The organism is Streptomyces sp. NBC_00328, assembly GCF_036139655.1.
GTDB lineage: Bacteria > Actinomycetota > Actinomycetes > Streptomycetales > Streptomycetaceae > Streptomyces.
On sequence record NZ_CP108013.1, the window covers coordinates 5,015,252 to 5,036,636 of the forward strand.

At 70.6% G+C, this 21,385-nt stretch carries 15 protein-coding genes; 7 read left to right on the plus strand and 8 right to left on the minus strand.

The window, feature by feature from the left end; translation table 11 throughout:
• Nucleotides 1–96: 96 nt before the first annotated feature.
• The 4 genes from OG485_RS21940 (at nt 97) to OG485_RS21955 (ending at nt 3,843) form a co-directional block, all read left to right on the plus strand.
• A complete protein-coding gene (locus OG485_RS21940) occupies nt 97–1,041 on the plus strand; it encodes a MerR family transcriptional regulator (protein WP_328670174.1) in 945 nt (314 codons plus the stop codon).
• 242 nt (nt 1,042–1,283) lie between these two features.
• Entirely contained in the window at nt 1,284–1,832 is a 549-nt protein-coding gene (locus tag OG485_RS21945; protein WP_328670175.1) for an RNA 2'-phosphotransferase, read from the plus strand.
• A gap of 116 nt (nt 1,833–1,948) precedes the next feature.
• Nucleotides 1,949–2,851: an LLM class flavin-dependent oxidoreductase gene (locus tag OG485_RS21950; protein WP_328670176.1), complete on the plus strand. Its 903-nt coding sequence runs from the start codon at nt 1,949–1,951 to the stop codon at nt 2,849–2,851.
• A gap of 104 nt (nt 2,852–2,955) precedes the next feature.
• Complete coding sequence (locus tag OG485_RS21955) at nt 2,956–3,843, plus strand: Cof-type HAD-IIB family hydrolase (protein ID WP_328670177.1); 888 nt, start codon at nt 2,956–2,958, stop codon at nt 3,841–3,843.
• Between the two features lie 97 nt (nt 3,844–3,940).
• Here OG485_RS21955 and OG485_RS21960 read toward each other — a convergent pair whose 3' ends face one another.
• The 6 genes from OG485_RS21960 to hisC form a co-directional block, all read right to left on the minus strand.
• Nucleotides 3,941–4,984, minus strand: a complete 1,044-nt coding sequence (locus OG485_RS21960) for a M23 family metallopeptidase (protein WP_328670178.1) — start codon at nt 4,982–4,984, stop codon at nt 3,941–3,943.
• A 170-nt stretch (nt 4,985–5,154) separates the two neighbouring features.
• Nucleotides 5,155–6,825 (minus strand): sensor histidine kinase, encoded by a 1,671-nt coding sequence (locus OG485_RS21965; protein WP_328674589.1) that lies wholly within the window; start codon nt 6,823–6,825, stop codon nt 5,155–5,157.
• 178 nt (nt 6,826–7,003) lie between these two features.
• Nucleotides 7,004–10,540 carry a thiol reductant ABC exporter subunit CydD gene (cydD, locus tag OG485_RS21970; protein WP_328670179.1) on the minus strand — a complete coding sequence of 1,179 codons (3,537 nt, stop codon included), beginning with the start codon at nt 10,538–10,540 and terminating at the stop codon, nt 7,004–7,006.
• A gap of 51 nt (nt 10,541–10,591) precedes the next feature.
• Nucleotides 10,592–11,599: a cytochrome d ubiquinol oxidase subunit II gene (gene cydB / locus OG485_RS21975; RefSeq protein WP_328670180.1), complete on the minus strand. Its 1,008-nt coding sequence runs from the start codon at nt 11,597–11,599 to the stop codon at nt 10,592–10,594.
• 20 nt (nt 11,600–11,619) lie between these two features.
• Complete coding sequence (locus OG485_RS21980; RefSeq protein ID WP_328670181.1) at nt 11,620–13,128, minus strand: cytochrome ubiquinol oxidase subunit I; 1,509 nt, start codon at nt 13,126–13,128, stop codon at nt 11,620–11,622.
• Between the two features lie 403 nt (nt 13,129–13,531).
• Entirely contained in the window at nt 13,532–14,608 is a 1,077-nt protein-coding gene (hisC, locus tag OG485_RS21985; protein ID WP_328670182.1) for a histidinol-phosphate transaminase, read from the minus strand.
• Between the two features lie 477 nt (nt 14,609–15,085).
• Between hisC and OG485_RS21990 the strand changes: the two genes are divergently transcribed.
• From OG485_RS21990 to OG485_RS22000, 3 genes are all read left to right on the plus strand, one after another.
• On the plus strand, nt 15,086–16,198 hold the full coding sequence (locus OG485_RS21990; protein WP_328670183.1) for a LacI family DNA-binding transcriptional regulator: 1,113 nt from the start codon (nt 15,086–15,088) through the stop codon (nt 16,196–16,198).
• A 202-nt stretch (nt 16,199–16,400) separates the two neighbouring features.
• The gene (locus OG485_RS21995) at nt 16,401–17,543 is read left to right on the plus strand and encodes a metallophosphoesterase (protein ID WP_328670184.1); all 1,143 of its coding nucleotides are present in this window, start codon (nt 16,401–16,403) and stop codon (nt 17,541–17,543) included.
• Between the two features lie 180 nt (nt 17,544–17,723).
• On the plus strand, nt 17,724–18,584 hold the full coding sequence (locus OG485_RS22000; RefSeq protein WP_328670185.1) for a hypothetical protein: 861 nt from the start codon (nt 17,724–17,726) through the stop codon (nt 18,582–18,584).
• A 272-nt stretch (nt 18,585–18,856) separates the two neighbouring features.
• Here the strand turns inward: OG485_RS22000 and OG485_RS22005 are convergent, their stop codons facing one another.
• Both OG485_RS22005 and OG485_RS22010 read right to left on the minus strand, forming a co-directional pair.
• Nucleotides 18,857–20,350, minus strand: coding sequence for a VWA domain-containing protein (locus OG485_RS22005; RefSeq protein ID WP_328670186.1), 1,494 nt, complete (start codon nt 20,348–20,350; stop codon nt 18,857–18,859).
• Nucleotides 20,347–21,291: a LysR family transcriptional regulator gene (locus OG485_RS22010; RefSeq protein WP_328670187.1), complete on the minus strand. Its 945-nt coding sequence runs from the start codon at nt 21,289–21,291 to the stop codon at nt 20,347–20,349. The genes OG485_RS22005 and OG485_RS22010 overlap by 4 nt, the downstream gene beginning before the upstream one ends.
• Nucleotides 21,292–21,385 lie beyond the last annotated feature (94 nt).

Here is a 21,385-nt window from a genome sequence, read left to right on the forward strand (position 1 = left end):
GCCGTCGCGTATCCGGCCCTGTTCACCCGCGGCGGGGGCGATCGGGCGGGCGGCTGCCCCTCGGGGCCCGGGGGCGGTGGCGGGAGGGCGGGAGAGATGAGCGACGAGCCGGGCGGTGTCGCGTACCGCATCGAGGACCTGGCACACCACAGCGGCGCCACGGTCCGGACGATCCGCGCCTACCAGGACCGCGGACTGCTGCCCCGCCCCGAGCGGCGGGGGCGCGCCAATGTGTACGCGGACGCCCATCTGGCGCGGCTGCGGCAGATCGCCGACCTCCTGGACCGCGGCTACACGCTGGCCTCGATCAAGGAACTCCTGGAAGCCTGGGACGCGGGCCGGGGCCTGGGCGGGATACTCGGCCTGGTCGCGGAGGTCGACGGGCCGTGGACCGACGAGGAGGCCGCCCGGATCTCCCGGACCGAGCTGGTGGAGCGGTTCGGCGGCCGTCCCGACGACGCGGCGGTGGCGGAGGCGGTGGAGCTGGGCGTGCTGGAGCCCGTTCCGGGGGACGAGGACACCTTCCTCGTCCCGAGCCCTCAAGAACTGTCCGCGGCGGTCGAGTTGTACAACTCCGGCGTTCCGCTGTCCGCGATCGCCTGTCATCTGCGGGAGTTGAGGGGGCAGGTCGAGCACATCGCCTCCCGTTTCCTCGAGTTCACCACGGAGCACGTCTTCGCCCGGTATCTGGGGGATCCTCCGCCGAGCGACGCGGAAGCGGCCGAGGCGGCCTCGCTCGTACGGCGGCTGCGACCGCTCGCGCAGCAGACGGTGGACGCCGAACTGGCGCGGGCGATGCGGCTGTTCGCCACGCGTCACCTGAGCCGGCATCTCGCGGCGGGACAGGTCCCGATGGAGCCGGAGGGTGCGCGTCCGGTGGAGGTGGCCGCCGGGACAATGCGGGCCGTGGAGCGTCTGGTTGGCGTGGAGCACGCGGCGGCGTTCGTGACGGCTGCCACCGAACGGGAGCTACAGGCACGTACGTTGGACCGGCTGGCCGCAAACAGCCCCCATCACATCATTGTTGACGAAGTACCCTAAACGGCACACGCGTTGTCCACAGATTCGTCAATTCGCCTGTGGATAACAACACTTGGCTGTGGATCAAACCTCCGAACCAAAATCAAGTGCGTGATCCGTCTCTCGCCAGGCACGCTGGGAGGATGAAGGAAAACACCGATGAACAACCGCACGAGCGGACGCGTGACCGACTGCGGGGCCGAACGGGGGACCTGGCGCATGAGCGGACGGATGATCGGACGGAAAGACGGGCTGATGAACAGATGGACGAAAAGCGCACCGTGAAGGTGTCGAAGTACCTCTCGAAGCATCTGCGCCACCAGCCCGAACGGATCGGGCTCACCCTCGGCGAGGGCGGCTGGGTCGAGATCGACGCGCTGATCTCCGCGGCCACCGCGCACGGCTTCCGGTTCACCCGCGACGAACTCGATCATGTGGTGGCCACCAACGACAAGCGGCGCTTCGCCGTGGAGGGAACCCGGATCCGGGCCAGCCAGGGCCACTCCGTCGAGGTCGACCTCGGACTGCCCCCGGCGACCCCGCCGACATACCTCTACCACGGGACCGTGGCCTCCAGCCTGGACGCGATCCGCGCCGAGGGCCTGAGACCCATGAACCGGCACGACGTACACCTCTCGGCGGACCGGGAGACGGCCACCCGCGTCGGCGCCCGCCGCGGCCGCCCGGTCGTCCTCGGTGTGGACGCCGCCGCCATGCACCGTGACGGCCACGTCTTCCGGGTCAGCGCCAACGGCGTCTGGCTGGCGGAGGCCGTACCCCCGCGCTATCTGCGGTTTTCCGGTCCACACTGATCCCGGACGCTGGTCCGCACCGATTCCGGGTGACGGTCCGTACCGATTCCGGGTGACGGGCAGGCGGTCGGACCGCCCTGAGGCGACGACGCCCCGGCTCCGTCTACGCTCGACGCATGAGTCTGCGTCTGAGCACCGTGATCCTGCCGTACCTCCGCTGGCACGAGGGCGGGCGTTCCGCATGGCAGCGCGCGGAGCAGCTCGGCTTCCACACCGCGTTCACCTACGACCACCTGTCCTGGCGGACCTTCCGCGACGGCCCGTGGTTCGGAGCCGTGCCGACACTGACCGCGGCGGCCGCCGTCACCGACCGGCTGCGCCTCGGCACGCTCGTGACCTCGCCGAACTTCCGGCACCCGGTGACCCTCGCCAAGGATCTGATCTCCCTCGACGACATCTCGAACGGCCGGATCACGCTGGGCATCGGCGCCGGCGGCACCGGTTTCGACGCCACCGCGCTCGGACAGGACCCGTGGACCCCGCGTGAGCGCGCCGACCGCTTCGGTGAGTTCGTCCCGCTGCTCGACCGGCTCCTCACCGAGGACTCCGTCTCCTACGGCGGCAACTTCTACTCGGCGCACGAGGCCCGCAACATCCCTGGCTGTGTCCAGCGACCCCGGCTGCCGTTCGCCGTGGCCGCCACCGGCCCGCGCGGTCTGAGGCTCGCCGCCCGTCACGGGCAGGCGTGGGTGACGACCGGCGATCCGAAGCTGTACGAGACGGGCACCCCCGAGCAGTCGGTTCAGGCCATTCGCGGACAGGTCGCCAAGCTCGCCGACGCGTGCGCCGAGATCGGCAGGGACGTGGCGGAGATCGACAAGATCCTGCTCACCGGCTTCACCCCCGACCGGAGCCACCCCCTGGAATCCCTCGACGCGTTCGTCGACTTCGCGGGCCGGCACTCCGAACTGGGCTTCACCGACATCGTGATCCACTGGCCGATCCCCGACTCGGAGTTCGCCGCCGACCCGAAGGTCTTCGAGCGGATCGCCATGGAAGCGGTGGCCCAGCTGCGCTGAACCGGGTCGCCACGCCCCTGGGGTCCGGCAGGGCGGGGCGGCAGGGGTGAGGTGAGGGCGGTTACCACTCAAGTGTGCGGACCGCCGCACGGCCGTGCGCATATATGCGGGAGAATGAGCACGTGACCTCAGCGACTCGCCGGCCCGAGACCCCGGCCTCCACCGTCCCGCCCCGGCTGATCGCCACGGACCTCGACGGCACCTTGTTGCGCGACGACAAATCGGTGTCCGACCGCACGATCGCCGCCCTCGCCGCCGCCGAACAGGCCGGCATCGAGGTCTTCTTCGTCACCGGCCGCCCGGCCCGCTGGATGGACGTCGTCAGCGACCACGTCCACGGGCACGGCCTGGCCATCTGCGGCAACGGCGCCGCCGTGGTCGACCTGCACGGCGGCCCCGGCGCCCACCGCTTCGTCAAGATCCGCGAACTGACGCCCGACATCGCGCTGGACGTCATCCGGATCCTGCGTTCCGCCGCGCCCGGCACGGTGTGCGCCGTCGAGCGGACGTACGGCCTCCATCTCGAACCGGGGTACCCCCTCATGCACATGGAGCCCCCGGAGATCGTCCTGCCCGCCGAGAAGCTCCTCGCCGAGGACGCGCTGGACGCCGATCAGCCGGTGCTGAAGGTGCTCGCGTACCACCCGGAGATGGACCCGGACGAGTTCCTCGCCGTCGCCCGCCCTGCCATCGGCGACCGGGCCAACGTGACCCGGTCGAGCCCCAGCGCCCTGCTGGAGATCAGCGGCCCCGGCATCTCCAAGGCCAGCACCCTCGCGCTGTGCTGCGCCGAGCGCGGTATCTCGCCCGAGGAGGTCGTCGCCTTCGGTGACATGCCGAACGACGTCGAGATGCTCACCTGGGCCGGCCGGTCGTACGCCATGGGCAACGCCCACCCCGCAGTGATCGCCGCCGCTTCCGGGCGCACGGTCGCGAACAACGAGGACGGGGTGGCGGTCGTGATCGAGCAGATCCTGGCCGCCGGCGCGTAGCCCTCCGCCGACACGGCCGAGGTCCTCCGGCACATCCGCCGGAGGACCTCGGCCAGGGCCTGCCCCACGTCCCGCCACATGATCCAAATGACAGGCCCTAGACGACGACCCCGTGCCCGGCCAGCCATGGAACCGGGTCGATCGCCGATCCCGTCTCCGGTGTCACCCGCACCTCGAAGTGCAGATGCGGGCCGGTCGAGTTGCCGCTCGTCCCCGACTGCCCGATCCACTCCCCGGTCGAGACCCGCTGCCCCTGGTCCACGGCGACGGCCGCGAGATGCGCGTACTGCGTGTAGTAGCCCCCGGGGTGCTCGACCACGACCTCGATGCCGAAGGCACCGCCACAGGACACCTTCACCACCCGGCCCGCCCCGGCCGCCCGCACAGGGGTGCCGATGGGCACCGCGAAGTCCTGGCCGGTGTGCCGGTGCGCCCAGTGCTCACCCCCGCTGCCGAACCCCGCGGAGAGTTCGTACGTCTCCACCGGCGCGACCCACGCCTGGGTGAGCGCCGTCGGCGGCTGGTCGAGACGGACCGCCCCGCGGCAGGAGCCGGCCGCCACGGAGGCGTCCGCCCGGCTCTGCAACGCCGACCGCGCCTCGTCGAGCTTCGCCTCGATGGTCCGCTTGACCGCGGCGAGTTCCCCCGTCCGCTTCTCCAGCACAAGCCACTCGGAGCGGGCCTTCGCCTCGTCCACGGCGAGCCGGCCCTCGGCACGCCGGCTCTTCTCGACGGCACCGGCGACGGCCAGATCGGCCCGCCGCACGGCATGCTGACCGCGCATCAGACCGTCGGGGTCCTTCGCGAACAGGATCTGCGCCGTGTACGGCAGACCGCCGCCCTGCCGGTACTGGGCACGCACGATACGGCCCAGGTCCTCGTGCAGTACCGCGATCTCCTGCCGCTCCTGTACGAGCAGGCGCTCGGCCCGCTCGGCCCGGCCGCGCTGCGCCTCGGCGTCCTGCCGCCCCGCCTCGTACTGTCCGCTCGCCACGGAGGCGTCCTCGTACAGCCGCGCCACCTGGGCGCTGATGTCGAGGTCCGCTCCGTCGCCCTCGGCCTCCGCCGGCCGGGCCGCGAGGATCACGAGAGCGGACAACAGGGCCGGTACGAGGAGGGGATGGCAGCGAGATGAGCGCATGACAGCGATCGTGGCCCGCGAGTTGGGGCCCGGCCCGTTCAAGGCGTACACCTGGGGGACAGGACGTCACGAATGGCCCAGCGGCACGACCGAACGGTCCCGTGCCGACGGGGCCGCTCGCGAACGGGTCACCCGGAGATCGCGCGAACAGATCGCCCGCACAAGGGGATTCAGTGCGGTACCTGCCACACCACCGTCGTTCCGCCGCCGTCCTCACCGATCCCCGGCCCGTACCAACTCGCGCCGCCCAGCGACTCGGCACGCCGCCTGAGGTTCTTCAGGCCGCTGCGCCGGCCGCCGTCGGGGATGCCGACGCCGTCGTCCGCGACGGCGAGGCGCACGCCCGGCCGCCCGTCCGGCAGCAGGACGTCCGCGTCGACGAAGACCTCGATCCGGGAGGCTCCCGCGTGCCGGAAGGCGTTGGAGAGGGCTTCGCGCAGCGCGGCGACGAGGTTCTTGCCGGTGAGTTCGCCGACCAGCGTGTCGACGGGGCCCGTGAAGCGGTGTCCGGGGTGGAAACCGAGGGGGACGGCGACCATGTTGATCTCGCGCAGGACACGGGTGCTCAGCCCGGAGGGCGTCTCTGCGGGACCCTGCCGGAGCGCGAAGATCGCTGTGCGGATCTCCTGGATGGTGACGTCGAGTTCGTCGACCGCCGTCCCGACGCCCCGCCGTACCTCGGGCGCGTTCGACCGGCGCTGCGCGCTCTCCAACATCATTCCGGTGGCGAACAGCCGCTGGATGACCAGGTCGTGCAGGTCACGGGCAATCCGGTCGCGGTCCTCGTACACCGCGAGCCGTTCCCGGTCGCGCCGCGACTCGGCCATCATCAGCGCCAGGGCCGCCTGCGAGGCGAACTGCGTGGCGAGGGTCCGCTCGCTCTCGGTGAACTGGCGTCCGTCGCGGGACCTCGGGGTGAGGAGGGCACCGAGGACTTGGCCGTCGCTCTGCAGCGGGAGCATCATGACGGGCCCGTAGACCTGGGTGAGATCCGTCCGCAGGCGCGGGTCGGCGGACGCGTCCGCCAGGAACACCGGCTTCCCGTCCCGGAGTTCGGTGACCAGTTCGCTCTCCGGCGGAACGACGACGCCGAGCTCCTTCGACGGGTGGTCCGAGGCCACCGCGACGACCTCCAGGCCGCCCTCCTCCGCGGGGAGCAGTACGATCCCGGCCGCGGAGCCGGAGAGCCGGCGGGCCTGTTCGGCGACGGTCTGCAACGCGTCCTCGGCGTCGCCGCCCGCCAGCAGCGCGGTGGTGACGGCCACCGAGCCGTCGATCCAGCGCTCACGCTGCTGCGCCGCCTCGTACAGGCGGGCGTTGCCGACGGCGATACCGGCCTCGGTGGCGAGCACCCGGAGCATGTCGAGATCGTCGTCGTCGAAGGTGCCGCCGCCGCGCTTCTCCGTGAGGTACAGGTTCCCGAAGATCTCCCCCTGCACCCGGATCGGCACTCCGAGGAAGCTGCGCATCGGCGGATGGCCGGGCGGGAACCCGCAGGAGCGCGGGTCGTCGGTCAGGTTCGCTAGGCGCACCGGATCGGGGTCGCGGATGAGAGCGCCCAGCAGCCCCTTGTGGCCGTCGGGCCTGCGCCCGATCCTGCGGGCGGTCTCCTCGTCAACGCCGTACTGGACGAAGTCCGCGAGTCCCTCCCCGCTCTCGTCCACGACGCCGATGGCCGCGTACCGCGCGTCCGTGAGTTCCGCCGCTGTCTCGCAGATGCGGTTCAGCTTGGAGTGCGGATTCAGCCCCGATCCGACCGACCGCACGGCCTCCAGCAGCCGCGGGACCCGTGCGTCCGGCTCGCCGGTCAGCCCTCCCGGAACCTGGGCCGCCGCGGCCATGCCGTCACCCGGGACGGGGGAGCGCCTCGCCGTTGACATGCCTTGAGCCTAATGAGTCCCCTATGCCCGGGAAAGTCGGGCGGGTGGCGGGAGACGGCGGAACCGACACAGCCGGCACCTTCCCGGACGGCCCGCTCGGCCCACGACGGCCGTCGCCCGCTCTTCGCCCGTGCGGCGCTCAGGGCGCCACAGCGCGCACCAGCAGATCCGCGGCGGTCTCGCGTTCGGCCATCTCCCGCAGCGGCCCCGCGACGGCGGCCAGCTCGGCGAAGGCCCCGCGCTGAACCACATGTCCCTGTGCGAGCACGATCACCTCGTCCACCGCGTCGAGCCCGGCCAGCCGATGCGTGATCAGCAGGGTCGTACGGCCCTCGGTCGCGGCCAGGAGATCCGCGGTGAGCGCGTCGGCCGTCGGCAGGTCGAGGTGCTCCGCCGGTTCGTCGAGGACGAGCACGGGAAAGTCGGCGAGCAGCGCGCGTGCCAGTGCGAGCCGCTGGCGCTGGCCGCCGGACAGCCGTGCCCCGTGTTCGCCGACCAGGGTGTCGAGCCCGTCGGGCAGCCCGTCCACCCAGTCCAGCAGCCGGGCTCGTCCGAGCGCGTCGCGCACCTCGGCCTCGGTCGCGTCCTTGCGGGCGAGCAGCAGGTTCTCGCGCAGGGTGCTGTCGAACAGGTGCGCGTCCTGGGCGCAGAGCCCGACCAGCCGGCGCACGGCGTCCCCGTCCATCCCGCAGGCGTCCGCCCCGGCGAGCGTGTACGTCCCCGCTTCCGGGTCCAGGAAGCGCAGCAGGACCTGCGCGAGCGTCGTCTTGCCGGCTCCGGACGTGCCGACCACGGCGATCCTGCGTCCCTTCTCGAGGGTCAGGTCGAGCCCGGCCAGCGCGTCCCGGTCCTGTCCGGCGTGCCGGGCCCGGAGCCCGGACACACGGAGCGGGAACGGTGTCGCGGGCGCCGGTCGCGGCTGTTCGGGCTCGCGTACGGGATCGGTGGCGTCCAGCACCTCGTACACGCGCTCGGCGCTCTTGCGCACCCGCTGCCGGTACTGAACGGCGAGCGGCAGTCCCATGACGGCCTCGAATGCGGCCAGCGGGGTGAGGACGACGACGGCCATGAGCACGCCGTGCAGTCGCCCGGCGGCGACCGCCTGGGCGCCCACGAGAGCGGTGGCCGCGACGGTGAGTCCGGAGACGAGTGCCGTGAGTCCGTCGCCGAGGGCGGTCGCGGTGGCCGCTCGGGAGGCAATCCTCGTGAGGACGCCGTCGGCCTGCCTCGCCTCGGCGGTACGGGCGGGCAGCGCGCCCGCGACGGTCAGTTCGGCGGTCCCCGTGAGCAGATCGGCCACCTGGGTCGCCAGCGCGCCCCGTGCGGGAGCCAGCCGTCGTTCGGCGCGGCGCGCCACGGCACCGGTCACCAGGGGGACTCCGGCCCCGGCCGCCAGCAGGCCGACGGCGAGAACGGCCCCGGCTTCGGGGAGCAGCCAGGCGGTGAACCCGACGGAGGCGGCGGAGACCAGGACCGCGGCTCCGGCCGGCAGCAGCCAGCGCAGCCAGTAGTCCTGCAGGGCGTCCACGTCGGCGACGAGCCGCGACAGCAGGTCACCACGCCGGGTGGTCCGCAGCCCGGCGGGCGCGAGCCGTTCCAGACGCCGGTAGACCGCCGCCCGTGTGTCGGCCAGCATCCGCAGCACGGCGTCGTGCGAGACGAGCCGTTCCGCGTACCGGAACACCGCCCGTCCGATGCCGAACGTCCGGGTGGCCGTCACGGCCACCATCAGATAGAAGACCGGCGGCTGCTGGGAGGCCCGCGAGATGAGCCAGCCGGAGGTGGCCATGAGGCCGACGGCGCTCCCGAGCGCGAGGCTGCCGAGGAGCAGGGCGAGCGCGAGCGGCCCACGCCGGGGAGCCGCCATCACCCGGATGCGGGCGAGCACACCACCCCGGGCCCGGGACATCGTGACGAGGCCTTCGGCGTCCGCCGGGAACAGGTCCTCCGGCTCGGCGCCGTGCGGCGGCTGTGTGCGCGTCGGCTGCGCGGAGCCGGAAACACCGGCCTCGAGTGCCGGCCGCGGCGCGCCGACGGCAGCGGCTTCCAGGCGGACCACCCGGTCCGCGACATCCAGCAGGGCAGGCCGGTGCACGACCAGCAGCACGGTCCGGCCCACGGCCAGCCGCCGGACCGCCGCGACGACCTCGGCCTCGGTCGCCCCGTCGAGGGAGGCCGTCGGCTCGTCGAGCAGCAGCACGGGCCGGTCCGCGAGGAACGCCCGCGCGAGTGCCAGGCGCTGACGCTGGCCGGCCGACAGCCCGGCGCCGTCCTCGCCGAGAAGCGTGTCGGCCCCGGCGGGCAGGGCGTCGACGAACCCTGCCGCGCCGGCGTCGACGAGAGCCCGGCGCAGCGCCGTGTCGTCGGCGTCGGGTCGCGCCAGACGTACGTTCTCGGCGATGGATCCGGCGTACAGGTGTGGCCGTTGCGGCACCCAGGCGATCCGCGAGCGCCACTCCGTGAGGTCGGCGTCGGCGAGATCGACTCCCCCGGCGCGGACGTGACCGGCGGTGGGCTCCACGAATCCGAGCAGAACGTTCAGCAGGGTCGACTTGCCCACACCGCTGGGACCGACGAGGGCGACCGTCTCACCGGGCTCGACCGTGAAGGAGACGTCCGAGGCCGCGTCCGCGGATCGCCCCGGATAGCGCACGGTGACGCCGTCGAAGGCGATCTCCCCCGCGGGTACGCGCAGCGAACCGGACCTCGGTGCCGGGGTCTCCAGCACCGCGAAGATGGCCTCGGCGGCCGCGAGCCCTTCGGCGGCGGCGTGGTACTGGGCTCCCACCTGCCGCAGCGGCAGATAGGCCTCGGGTGCCAGCACGAGGATGACGAGCCCCACGTACAGGTCCATCTCGCCCCGGACGAGACGCATGCCGATGGTCACCGCGACCAGGGCGACCGAGATGGTGGCGAGCAGTTCCAGGGCGAAGGACGACAGGAAGGCGATCCGGAGCGTCCGCATCGTCGCCTGCCGGTACTCGCCGGTGATCTTCCGGATCGACTCGGCCTGCGCCTTGGCCCGACCGAACACCTTGAGCGTGGGCAGTCCCGCGACCACATCCAGGAAGTGTCCGGACAGCCGGGACAGCATCCGCCACTGGCGGTCCATGTGGCTGCGCGTGGCCCAGCCGATCAGCACCATGAACAAGGGGATGAGCGGCAGCGTGCCGACGATGATCGCCGCGGACACCCAGTCCTCGGTGACGATCCGCGCCAGCACGGCGACCGGGACCACCAGCGCGAGCCCCAACTGCGGGAGATAGCGCGAGAAGTAGTCGTCGAGCGCGTCGACGCCCCGTGTCGCGAGGGCGACCAGGGAACCCGTCCGCTGGCCGCTGAGCCACCCGGGGCCCAGCGATGCGGCCCTCTCCACCAGCCGCCCCCTCAGCTCCGACTTCACCGCGGCACTCGCGCGGTGCGCGGCGAGCTCGGTGAGCCAGGCCACCAGAGCGCGCCCGAGCGCCACGGCCGTCAGAACAACCAGGGGGGTGCGCAGTTCGGCGGCGGAGAAACCGTGCTGGAAGGCGCCGACCACCACTTCGGCGATGAGCATCGCCTGGGCGATGACCAGTGCCGCTCCGGCGGCGCCCAGCACCACGACCGCCACAAGGAAACGGCGGGTGGCTCGGGCGTACCGAAGCAGGCGCGGATCGATTGGTTTCACGTGAAACACACCTTTGGCCCATCAGGCACGTTTCACGTGAAACATGCCGCTACATCGGATTCAGTGCGACACGTCCACGGCGATGTGGTGCGTGCCGATGCGCTTGCGGAACACCCAGTAGGTCCAACTCTGGTAGAGCAGGACGATCGGCGTGGCGATCACGGCACACCAGGTCATGATCTTCAGGGTGTACTGACTCGACGAGGCGTTGGTGACCGTGAGGCTCCAGTCCGCGTTGAGCGAGGACGGCATGACGTCCGGGAAGAGCGACAGGAAGAGCATCGCGACGGCGGCCACGATGGTCAGCCCCGAGAGAATGAACGCCCATCCCTCCCGCCCGGCGTTGGCCATCGCCAGCGCCGCGACGAGGGCGGCCACGGCCACGATCAGCGCGGCCAGCGACGCGCCGTCACCGCTGTCGACCTGGGTCCAGATGAGGAAGACCAGCGCCAGCACGGCTGTCGCCAGGCCGACCTGCAGAGCGAGCTTCCGCGACCGCTCCCGGATGTCTCCCACCGTCTTGAGGCCGACGAACACCGCCCCGTGGAAGGTGAACAGCGTGAGCGTGACCAGGCCGCCGAGGATCGAGTACAGGTTGAGCAGGTCCCAGAAGTTGCCCACGTACTCGAAGTTCCGGTCGATCTTCACTCCGCGCACGATGTTGGCGAAGGCCACACCCCACAGGAACGCCGGGATCAGCGAGGTCCAGAAGATCGCCGCCTCCCAGTTGCGCTGCCAGTGCTCCTCGGACCTCTTCGCCCGGTACTCGAAGGCGACACCGCGCACGATCAGACAGACCAGGATGATCAGAAGGGGCAGGTAGAAGCCCGAGAAGAGGGTGGCGTACCACTCGGGGAAGGCGGCGAAGGTCGCACCGCCGGCCGTGAGCAGCCATACCTCGTTGCCGTCCCAGACCGGGCCGATCGTGTTGATCAGCACCCGCTTCTCGGTGCGGTCGCGGGCCAGCAGCTTGGTGAGGATGCCGACTCCGAAGTCGAAGCCTTCCAGGAAGAAGTAGCCGATCCAGAGGACCGCGATGAGGACGAACCAGACGTCGTGAAGTTCCATGACTCAGCAGCTCCCTGAGCCTAGTAGGAGAAGGCCATCGGCTTGTCGGCGTCACTGGAGTCGCCGCCGATCCTGGTGGGCGGGTTGAGGTCGGACTCGGTGAGCTCGGGCGGCCCCGCCTTGACGTACTTCGCGAGCAGCTTGACCTCGATGATCGCGAGGATCGCGTAGATCAGCGAGTAGACGGTCAGCGACGTGATGACCTCGCCCTGCGAGACGGTGGGGGAGACGCCGAACCGGGTCTGCAGAACGCCGTACACGACCCACGGCTGACGGCCCATCTCGGTGAAGATCCAGCCCCAGGAGTTGGCGATCAGCGGGAACGCCAGGGTCCAGATGGCGATGCGCCAGCCCCACTTGGTGAGCTTCGGGCCGAGCGCCTTGTTCTTGAACAGGACCAGATGCGGTGCCTCGTCCTCGCCGACCCTCAGGTGCTGCGGCAGCATGAACTTCTTGCGGGTCAGCCAGAGTCCGACGATGCCGATCAGGAAGGAGGCCATGCCGAAGCCGATCATCCAGCGGAACGCCCAGAAGGTGACCGGGATGATGGGGCGGTAGTCGCCGGGACCGTACTTCTCCTGCTCGGCCTTGTTCGTGTCGTTGATGCCGGGGACGTACGAGTTGAAGTCGTCGTCGGCGAGGAAGGACAGTATCCCGGGGATCGACAGTTCGACGGTGTTGTGGCCCTTGCTGACGTCTCCGTACGCGAAGATCGAGAAGGGCGCGGACTCCTGGCCGTCCCACAGCGCCTCGGCGGCGGCCATCTTCATCGGCTGCTGCTTGAACATGATCTTGCCGAGGGTGTCGCCGCTGATCGCCGTGAGGAGACCGGCGATGACGACGGTGACGAGGCCCAGGCGCAGCGAGGTCTTCATGACGGCGACGTGCCGCTTGCGGGCCAGGTGGATCGCGGCGATGCCCACCATGAAGGCGCCACCGGTCAGGAAGGCGGCGGTGAGGGTGTGGAACACCTGGGCGAGCGCGGTGTTCTGGGTCAGCACATGCCAGAAGTCGGTGAGCTCCGCGCGCCCCTTCTCCTTGTTGATCCGGTAGCCGACCGGGTGCTGCATCCACGAGTTGGCCGCGAGGATGAAGTACGCGGACAGCATGGTGCCGATGGAGACCATCCACATGCAGGCGAGGTGGAGCTTCTTCGGCAGCTTGTCCCAGCCGAAGATCCACAGCCCGATGAAGGTGGACTCGAAGAAGAAGGCGAGCAGCGCCTCGAAGGCGAGCGGAGCGCCGAAGATGTCACCGACGAACCGTGAGTAGGCGGACCAGTTCATGCCGAACTGGAATTCCTGGACGATGCCGGTGACGACGCCCATCGCGATGTTGATCAGGAAGAGCTTGCCCCAGAACTTCGTGGCCTTGAGGTACTTCTGATTCTCCGTACGCACCCAGGCGGTCTGCAGGCCGGCGACGAGCGCTGCGAGCGAGATCGTCAGAGGTACGAAGAAGAAGTGGTAGACGGTGATAATGCCGAACTGCCATCGCGCCATGGTCTCTGGCGCCAAAGCCAATTCCACGTCGTCAGTCTCCTTACGTCGCCGTGGTCACAGCGGCAGTTTGCCCGCTTCGTAGCAGACATCACGGGATCAACAGGACACGCTTGTGAACGCGTTCACATTCACAAGCAATTATGACGCATGCCCGTTCGAGGGAGGAGGGGCGGGGGGTCCCTAACTGGGACCGAAGGGCCCCGACCCGGACCCGAGGGACCCCGACCCGGAGGAACCGGGCAGCCCGGGATGCACGAGTGACGCCCGAACCCGCCCGCCAACGCCGGCCTCCGCCCTCCTCCCGTCCGCACCGCGTACGCCGAGAGGCCCGTACGCGGTCGACGCGTACGGGCCTCTCTCCGGACTCTCCGGCGATGCCTCACGAGTGACGGCCAAGCCTGTCCCTGTGGACAGTTGGTCCGCCGGGCGACTACATCCCCTTGGGGAAGCTCTCGGTCGCCTTCAGGAAGATGTCGTTCCCCTCGGTCTCACCGATGGTGACGCGGACGCCCTCGCCCGCGAAGGGACGCACGACGACACCGGCCTGCTCGCAGTGCGCGGCGAAGTCGAGGGTGCGCTCCCCCAGTCGCAGCCAGACGAAGTTGGCCTGCGTCTCGGGCACCGTCCAGCCCTGACCGCGCAGCGTGTCGACCACCCGGGTGCGCTCGGAGACCAGGGAGCCGACCCGGCCGAGCAGTTCGTCCTCGGCCCGCAGGCTCGCCACCGCGGCGTCCTGGGCCAGCTGGCTCACGCCGAACGGCACGGCCGTCTTGCGCAGCGCGGCCGCCACCGGCTCGTGAGCGATGGCGAAGCCGACCCGGAGACCGGCCAGCCCGTACGCCTTGGAGAAGGTGCGCAGCACACAGACGTTGGGCCGGTCACGGTAGATCTCCACACCGTCCGGGACCTCGGCGTCACGGATGAACTCGCGGTACGCCTCGTCCAGCACGACCAGCACATCGCTCGGCACCCGGTCCAGGAACCGCTCCAGCTCGGCCCGGCGGACCACGGTGCCGGTCGGATTGTTCGGATTGCAGAGGAAAATCAGCCGCGTCCGGTCGGTGACGGCGTCGGCCATCGCGTCCAGGTCGTGCACCTCGCCCGGGGTCAGCGGCACCTGCACCGAGGTCGCCCCGCTGATCTGCGTGATGATCGGGTACGCCTCGAAGGACCGCCAGGCGTAGATGACCTCGTCACCGGGACCGCTCGTGGCCTGCAGCAGCGACTGCGCGACGCCGACCGAGCCGGTGCCCGTCGCCACGTGGGAGGCAGGGACGCCGAAACGGTCCGCCAGCTCGTTGACCAGCCCCGTGCACGCCATGTCCGGGTAGCGGTTGAACGAACCGGTCGCCGCGCTCAAACTCTCGACCACGCCGGGCAGCGGTGGGTACGGGTTCTCGTTGGAGGACAACTTGTACGCCACGGCGCCGGCCGCGGCGGGCTTGCCGGGCTTGTAGGTGGGGATACCCGCCAGCTCGGCACGCAGCTTGGGGTTCGTGTCGCTCACCGCAGTCCTCCTCGTGACCACCAGCGGCTCATGACCACCACCGGCTCCTAATACTTCTCACCTTATGAGGATTCCGCGCCGCTGCGAATGGCCTGTGGACAACCTGACACCACCCCGTGCCCGGCCGGGTGATCATCCACGCCCGCCGGCGGCGCAGGTCCCGGCCGTCGCCGTCGCACGGTCCGACGACCGTCCCCGTACGAAGTCGTACGAAAGGGGGCGCGTCGGCGACTATCACATGCGCCGGTGGCTCACGCCGTGGCGCGCATCCCTCGTACAGGTGAGTTGAGACCTCTTCGAAACATGGCCCGCTTGGCAGGTCCGCGCGCGTCGACAAGTCACGTATTGGGGTGGGATCGGTCAACTACCTTCACTTCAAAGGAAGTTAGGCGCTGTCGATCATGCAGAAACGTGCCTGTCAACGCGCGCATATGCGTCCGCACTACCCCACCGTAAGAGCCCTACTATCGGCTCGCCATGACAGCAGCAGGGAAGCACCAGGTGAGCCGGGCGGAGACCTCCCGCCGAGGCGGTCGGCCGGGCCGGGCGGGCATCAGAGACGTGGCCGCGGCAGCAGGGGTCTCCATCACAACCGTGTCCGATGCCCTCAACGGCAAGGGGCGGCTCCCGGACGCCACCCGACGCCATGTCCGCGAAGTCGCCGACCGGCTGGGCTATCGCCCCTCGGCCGCGGCCCGAACCCTCCGTACCGGCAAGTCCGGCCTGATCGGCCTGACCGTCACCACGTACGGGGATGAACCTTTCACCTTCACCGAGTTCGCCTACTTCGCCGAGATGGCCAGAGCCGCCACCTCGGCCGCGCTCGCCCGGGGATACGCCCTGGTCATCCTCCCCGCGACCTCCCGCCACGACGTGTGGTCGAACGTCGCCCTGGACGGAACCGTGGTCATCGACCCGTCCGACCAGGATCCGGTCGTCAGCGAGCTGGTCCGCCAGGGGCTGCCCGTCGTCTCCGACGGCCGGCCCGCGGGGTCGCTCCCGGTCACCGCCTGGGTGGACAACGACCACGAGGCCGCCGTCCTCGGCATCCTCGACCACCTGGCCGACGCCGGCGCCCGCCGCATCGGCCTCCTCACCGGCACCACCACGGACACGTACACGCACCTCTCCACCACCGCATACCTGCGCTGGTGCGAGCGCGTGCGCCAGGATCCGGTGTACGAGGCCTATCCCGCGCACGATCCGTGTGCGGGAGCGGTGGCAGCCGACCGGCTCCTCGCCCGGCCCGACCGCCCGGACGCCGTCTACGGCCTCTTCGACCCGAACGGCACCGACCTGCTGGCCGCCGCCCGCCGCTACGGTCTGCGCGTACCCGACGACCTGCTGCTGGTGTGCTGCAGCGAGTCGAACGTCTACGCCAGCACCGAGCCACCCGTCACGACTCTCTCCCTCAAACCGCGCAGAATCGGCACGGCCGTCGTCCAGCTGCTGATCGACGCCATCGAAGGGGTCGAATCGGACCAACCGGTCGAGCAGGTGATACCGACGGAGCTGATCGTGCGGACCTCGTCGCAGCGCCGTTCGCCCCGGACGACCGTCAGTCCGCCCCGATCACCCGAGCAGGGCTGAGGCCCGATCAGGAAAGGGCGGGGCGAGCCCCGCCCAATTCGGGCGAAAACCGCGGTGAACTGGGCTCCTGTTCCGATTCACCACCCCTGGGTCATCACATGGCGCGATCCGCATTCCTATGATGGGCGGACGACACCGCGGGCCGCTGCGACCAGGCAGTCCGAACCGGTGCAGATGCGGCGCGATGGTGGTGGAGGGGTCGATGACTCAGGGGGCCGGTCAGGGACCCGAGGTGGTGCGGACGGCGACGTTGCGCGACTTCCGGGTACCGGGGTACGTCCACGAGACCGGTCCGTATGCGCAGAACACGCCTCATGGCGAGGGCGCCGGACCCGTCGGGGAGAACGCGCGGTACGCGTCGGGAGAACCCTCCCCCTACGCGTCCGGGAAGTCTCCGTCGGAGTTCCCGGACGGGTTCTCCGAGGGGTACACGCCCACGCAGCGCGATCTGCCGGTCATCAACCGCGGCGACACCCTGCAGGTCGCCGTCGACCCCTCGGGCGCACCCGCCCCGGCGCCCGGCGCCGGACCCGGCCCGCTGTACGTCGTCGGGGACGTGCACGGCTACCTCGACCAGCTCGTCGCCGCGCTCCAGGCCAAGGGCCTCGTCGACGCCGCCGGGAACTGGTCGGCCGGAACCTCGCGCCTGTGGTTCCTCGGCGACTTCACCGACCGCGGCCCGGACGGCATCGGCGTGATCGACCTCGTGATGCGGCTGTCCGCGGAGGCGGCCGCAGCCGGCGGCTACTGCAAGGCGCTCATGGGCAACCACGAGCTGCTGCTGCTCGGCGCCAAGCGGTTCGGCGACACCCCGGTCAGTTCCGGCGCCGGCACCGCCACCTTCCAGGCCGCCTGGCTGCTCAACGGCGGCCAGAAGACGGACATGGACCGCCTCCAGGACCACCATCTGCAGTGGATGGCCCGCCTCGACGCCATGGAGCTGGTCGACGGACACCTTCTGGTGCACTCCGACACCACCGCCTACCTCGACTACGGCGACTCCATCGAAGCGGTCAACGACACCGTCCGCGAAACCCTCACCCGCAACGACGCCGAGGACTGCTGGGACCTCTTCCGCAAGTTCACCCGTCGCTTCGCCTTCCGCGACGACGGCGCCGAGGCGGTCCACGAACTGCTCGACCTGTACGGCGGCACACGCATCGTCCACGGTCACAGCCCTATTCCGTACCTTCTGGGCGAGGTGGTCCCGGAGGACAGCGAGGCCGGAGCGGGTCCCGTGATCGAAGGACCGCACGTCTACGCCGACGGTCTGGCCATCGCGATGGACGGTGGAGTGACCATGGCCGGAAAGCTGCTGGTCCAGCAACTTCCCCTGGATATCTGAGCGTTCAGCGGGCAGGCGTCCGGCGGGCGGACCGCTGCGGACAGGGGCCAATTTCTGGAAACCCCCTGTCACGGCGTGCCGTCACCGCTCTACCATCGGCTTATCCGTAGCAGGCTCCCCTCCGTTTCTGCCCAACGGCTCGTCAGCGTGCGAGCCACCAGCCCTACGGAGCATCGGGGGATGCAGATGAACAGCGTTCCGCAGCACCTGCTGAGCGAGGACCGCCAGGAATACGAGCGGATCCTCGATGAGGCGCTGCGCTCCGCACCACACCGTCCGGAACTCGCCGCTGTCGGCCAGCGGCTCAACCTCGAACAACTGCGCACCATGGCGCTCAACGCCACAGCCCTCATCACGACGGCCGCGTCGGACGAGTACGCGCACTACGTGAAGATCCGCAGCGAACTGCGCCGACCGGTGCGGTCCGCTGTCGTGAGCGAGGAAACCGGCTCCACGGAGCCGGGCACGACCGTGTTGGGGCTCGCCGCCACCATGGGAGAGGTCACCGAGACCGCCGGAGCAGGCGCGGTCGCCGTCGTCGCGGTGCTCGCCCCCGTCCTCGCCGGGACGGCAGCGGTGATCTTTCTGCTCGTGGGCTATGCCCTGAAGATGCTCGATCCCGAACCGACCGTCGCCCGAACCCTCCTGACCACCGGATGGGTCTTCGGCGCGATCACGGCGGCCGCCATTCTGGTCGCCGCGGCCGGACTGCTGCTGACCGCCCTGCGCAACAGCTCGTCCTCTCTCCAGGCCGAAGCGGGTGACGAGCTGACCGGACAGGTCACCCGGGCCAAGGAGGCCTGGCGTGATGCCCTGCTGGAGCGCGGCATCATGCCGTTCCTCCGGGAAGCCCTCGCGGACCCGGGCTCGGCGGCACTGAGCCGCCCCGCACCGGCCCCCAGCCGCATTCCCCACCTCGGGTACGGCAGGCCGGGGTTCAGCAGCCCCGAGGACGGACCGGCGGCAGGCTCGCGCCCGAGCTTCTCCAGCCCGGACTTCACCAGCCCGGACTTCGGGGGACCTGAACACCAGCCCGAGTGACCGACCCGGCCGACGGCCGGGTCTGGCGGGAGAGGGCCCGCGCAGGTGCGCGGGCCCGCACACCGCTGCGGGTGCGGCCCTTTCCGACTGCCGCGGGCGCGTCCGTACGGCCGCGGACAGGGCCCTGTGCGCGGCCCGCTGCGGGCGCTTGTCCCTCCCGTGCACGGCCGCGGCGCGGGCGTCCCTACGGCTGCGGCGCGCGCGGTCCTCCACACGCGCCTCCGGGCGGCCCGGGGCGTCCTGCGGGCGTCATGCGCTGTCTTCGGGGTGTCTCAGACGATGCCCAGCCGCCGCGCCTCCTTCGTCCACGACGGGAACTCGGACAGCAGCCGGTCGTAGAGCTCCGGATCCGGTACGTCGCTGATGTCGTCGACCGCGAAGAAGCCCACGTTGTCGACGCGTCGGCCCGGCAGGGTGTCGAACCGCTCCAGAACGCCGTAGTTGGAGCGCCCCAGTCCGACGAACTGCCAGAAGACCGGCTCGTCCACCGCCTCCCGCAGCTCCTTCTCGATCTCCTTGTTGCGGTAGACGCCTCCGTCGGAGAAGAAGAGCACCAGGGTGGGATCGGCGGCCGGGTGCTCGCGGACGAACGTCCGGACCTCGGCAATCACCTTCTGCTCCTCGTTCTGGATGCCGACCGCCCGCATGTCCACCTGTCCCGGCAGCAGGCCCTTCTTCGGCTTCTTTCTTCTGAACAAGGTCAGTTCACCCACCCGGACGTGGCGCTCCAGCCACTCCGGCAGATCGCCCAGAGCGAGGTCCGGCAGCCGGGCCGGGTTCGACGCGAAGGTCCACGCCTGCATCTCCCCGTCGTCGTCCAGCTGTGCCGCCACCGCGGCCATCCGTTCCACCACATCGGCCACGACGCCCTTGGAGTACAGGAACGACATCGACCCGGAGGCGTCCAGGACCAGGATGACGCGGGCCCTGACGCCCACAGCCCCGTGCTTGCGCAGACTGATCGCCACCTGCTCCTTGCGCAGGGAGAGCCGCTTGCGCATGTCGACGGGCAGCCGCTCCTCACCCTTCACGAGACGAGGAGCCGAGCCGAGAGCCGGGGCCGGGGGCGCCTGGGGCGCGGGAGGGACGGGCGCGATCGGGGGTGCCGGTGGCGACGGGGGTGCCGGAGGGACGGGCACGATCGGGGATGCGGGGACCGGCGGGGGTACCGGTGCCGCTGCGGTGGCTCCGGCGGGCGCGCTCCTCGCGTCCGCGCTCCCTGCGGTGCCCGGCTCCTCGTCCACGCTGATCCCGAAGTCGGTGGCCAGGCCCGCGAGCCCGGAAGCGTACCCCTGGCCCACCGCGCGGAACTTCCACTGTCCGCCCCGCAGATACAGCTCGCCTCCGATGAACGCCGTCTCCGTCGTCGCCTCCATATCGAAGAACGCCAGTTCCTCCCCGGTTCCGGCATCGAGCAGCCTCAGTCTCAGACCCGACAGCTGGCCGAAGGTGCCCCCGTCGGCGGAGGCGCCCAGGACCACGCGCTGGATCTCCGGCTCCAGGGCACGCAGATCCACCTCGACGGTGTCCGTCGTCCCGTCCCCCTCCCGCCGCTTGCCCGAGTGGCGCACGGCGCCGGAGGCATGCCTGGGCTGGTTGTAGAAGACGAAGTCACCGTCGTCGCGCACCCGCCCGTCCGCCCGGAGCAGCAGGGCCGAGGCATCGGCGTCCGGCGCACCGGGACCTCCTGACCAGCCGAGTACGACCCGCACCTCCTGCGCGGCAACGGGAAGGTTGGCACCCTTGCTCATCGATGTCGGTGTCATGCGCCCAGTCTCCCTGGAGAAGCCGTCAGTGGATCCGGCCGATACGCCCGCGCGTGGGAAGAGCCGGCCGCGTCCGTCGCGGCCCGTACGAACGCGCGCAGCCGCTCGGTGGTGTTGCCCTCCATCCACACCAGTCCCCGTTCGATCGGCTGCGCGTCGTGAAGGGGGACGTAGGCGACGTCGGGCCTCGGGTAGTACTGCCGCGAGTGCTCCCCGACCGGGAGGACGCCCCGGCCCATCGCGACCAGGGTCAGCATTTCGGAGAACGACCCGCCGGCCGGCCCCTTCGGAACGGGCCTGCCCGAGGGGGTGTGGTCCGGTGTGCGGTCCCGTTTGAACGCCGCCGAGGTCACCTGGGGGTACTGCACCACGGAATGGTCCGCGAGCACCTCGAGGGACAGCCGTTCCTCGCCGGCCAGCGGATGACCTGCCGCGACGGCCAGGACCCGTCTCTCCCGCAGCAGTGCGGGTCCGCAGGCCATGCCGTCGAAGGGGAACGAGGCCAGCAGCACGTCGACCGAACCGTCCAGCAGACTCGCCCGGGAGTTGGCGAGCTGAACCTCCCGCACGTCGACACGGCAGTCCGGGTGACGCTCACCGAACAGGGCGACCGCCTTGAGAAGCGTGGGCGCCGTCCACTCACCGAGGAAGGCGACCCGCAGCTCTCCGGTGACGCCCCGGCCGGCGTCGGCCGCCCTTCGCAGCGCCGCTTCCATCCCGGCGACCAGGGGCGCCAGGTCGTCCGCCAGCTGCCGGCCGATCGCGGTGAGCCGGACGGAACGGCTGTTGCGTTCGAACAGCAAGGCTCCGACTCTGCGCTCCAGTGCCTTGATCACCTGGCTGACGCGCCCGGTCGTGATCAGCAGCCGCGCGGCGGTCCGGCCGAAGTGCAGTTCCTCGGCCAGCGTCAGAAAGATCTCGGTCTCCAGTCGCTCCAGCATGAAACCCCCGGCGTTAAATCTGACTCAACGGTCGTGCAGTGATCATGCCTTGATGGCGTCCGTCTCGCGGCGGATCGTAGAAGGCGTCCACCCG

What these genes read in the sequence shown, in the direction of transcription:
- OG485_RS21940 (WP_328670174.1), top strand. Translation starts at nt 97, where the DNA reads ATGAGCGACGAGCCGGGCGGTGTCGCGTACCGCATCGAGGACCTGGCA.
- OG485_RS21945 (WP_328670175.1), top strand. Translation starts at nt 1,284, where the DNA reads ATGGACGAAAAGCGCACCGTGAAGGTGTCGAAGTACCTCTCGAAGCAT.
- OG485_RS21950 (WP_328670176.1), top strand. Translation starts at nt 1,949, where the DNA reads ATGAGTCTGCGTCTGAGCACCGTGATCCTGCCGTACCTCCGCTGGCAC.
- OG485_RS21955 (WP_328670177.1), top strand. Translation starts at nt 2,956, where the DNA reads ATGCGGGAGAATGAGCACGTGACCTCAGCGACTCGCCGGCCCGAGACC.
- OG485_RS21960 (WP_328670178.1), bottom strand. Translation starts at nt 4,984, where the DNA reads ATGCGCTCATCTCGCTGCCATCCCCTCCTCGTACCGGCCCTGTTGTCC.
- OG485_RS21965 (WP_328674589.1), bottom strand. Translation starts at nt 6,825, where the DNA reads ATGGCCGCGGCGGCCCAGGTTCCGGGAGGGCTGACCGGCGAGCCGGAC.
- cydB (WP_328670180.1), bottom strand. Translation starts at nt 11,599, where the DNA reads ATGGAACTTCACGACGTCTGGTTCGTCCTCATCGCGGTCCTCTGGATC.
- OG485_RS21990 (WP_328670183.1), top strand. Translation starts at nt 15,086, where the DNA reads ATGACAGCAGCAGGGAAGCACCAGGTGAGCCGGGCGGAGACCTCCCGC.
- OG485_RS21995 (WP_328670184.1), top strand. Translation starts at nt 16,401, where the DNA reads ATGACTCAGGGGGCCGGTCAGGGACCCGAGGTGGTGCGGACGGCGACG.
- OG485_RS22000 (WP_328670185.1), top strand. Translation starts at nt 17,724, where the DNA reads ATGCAGATGAACAGCGTTCCGCAGCACCTGCTGAGCGAGGACCGCCAG.
- OG485_RS22005 (WP_328670186.1), bottom strand. Translation starts at nt 20,350, where the DNA reads ATGACACCGACATCGATGAGCAAGGGTGCCAACCTTCCCGTTGCCGCG.
- OG485_RS22010 (WP_328670187.1), bottom strand. Translation starts at nt 21,291, where the DNA reads ATGCTGGAGCGACTGGAGACCGAGATCTTTCTGACGCTGGCCGAGGAA.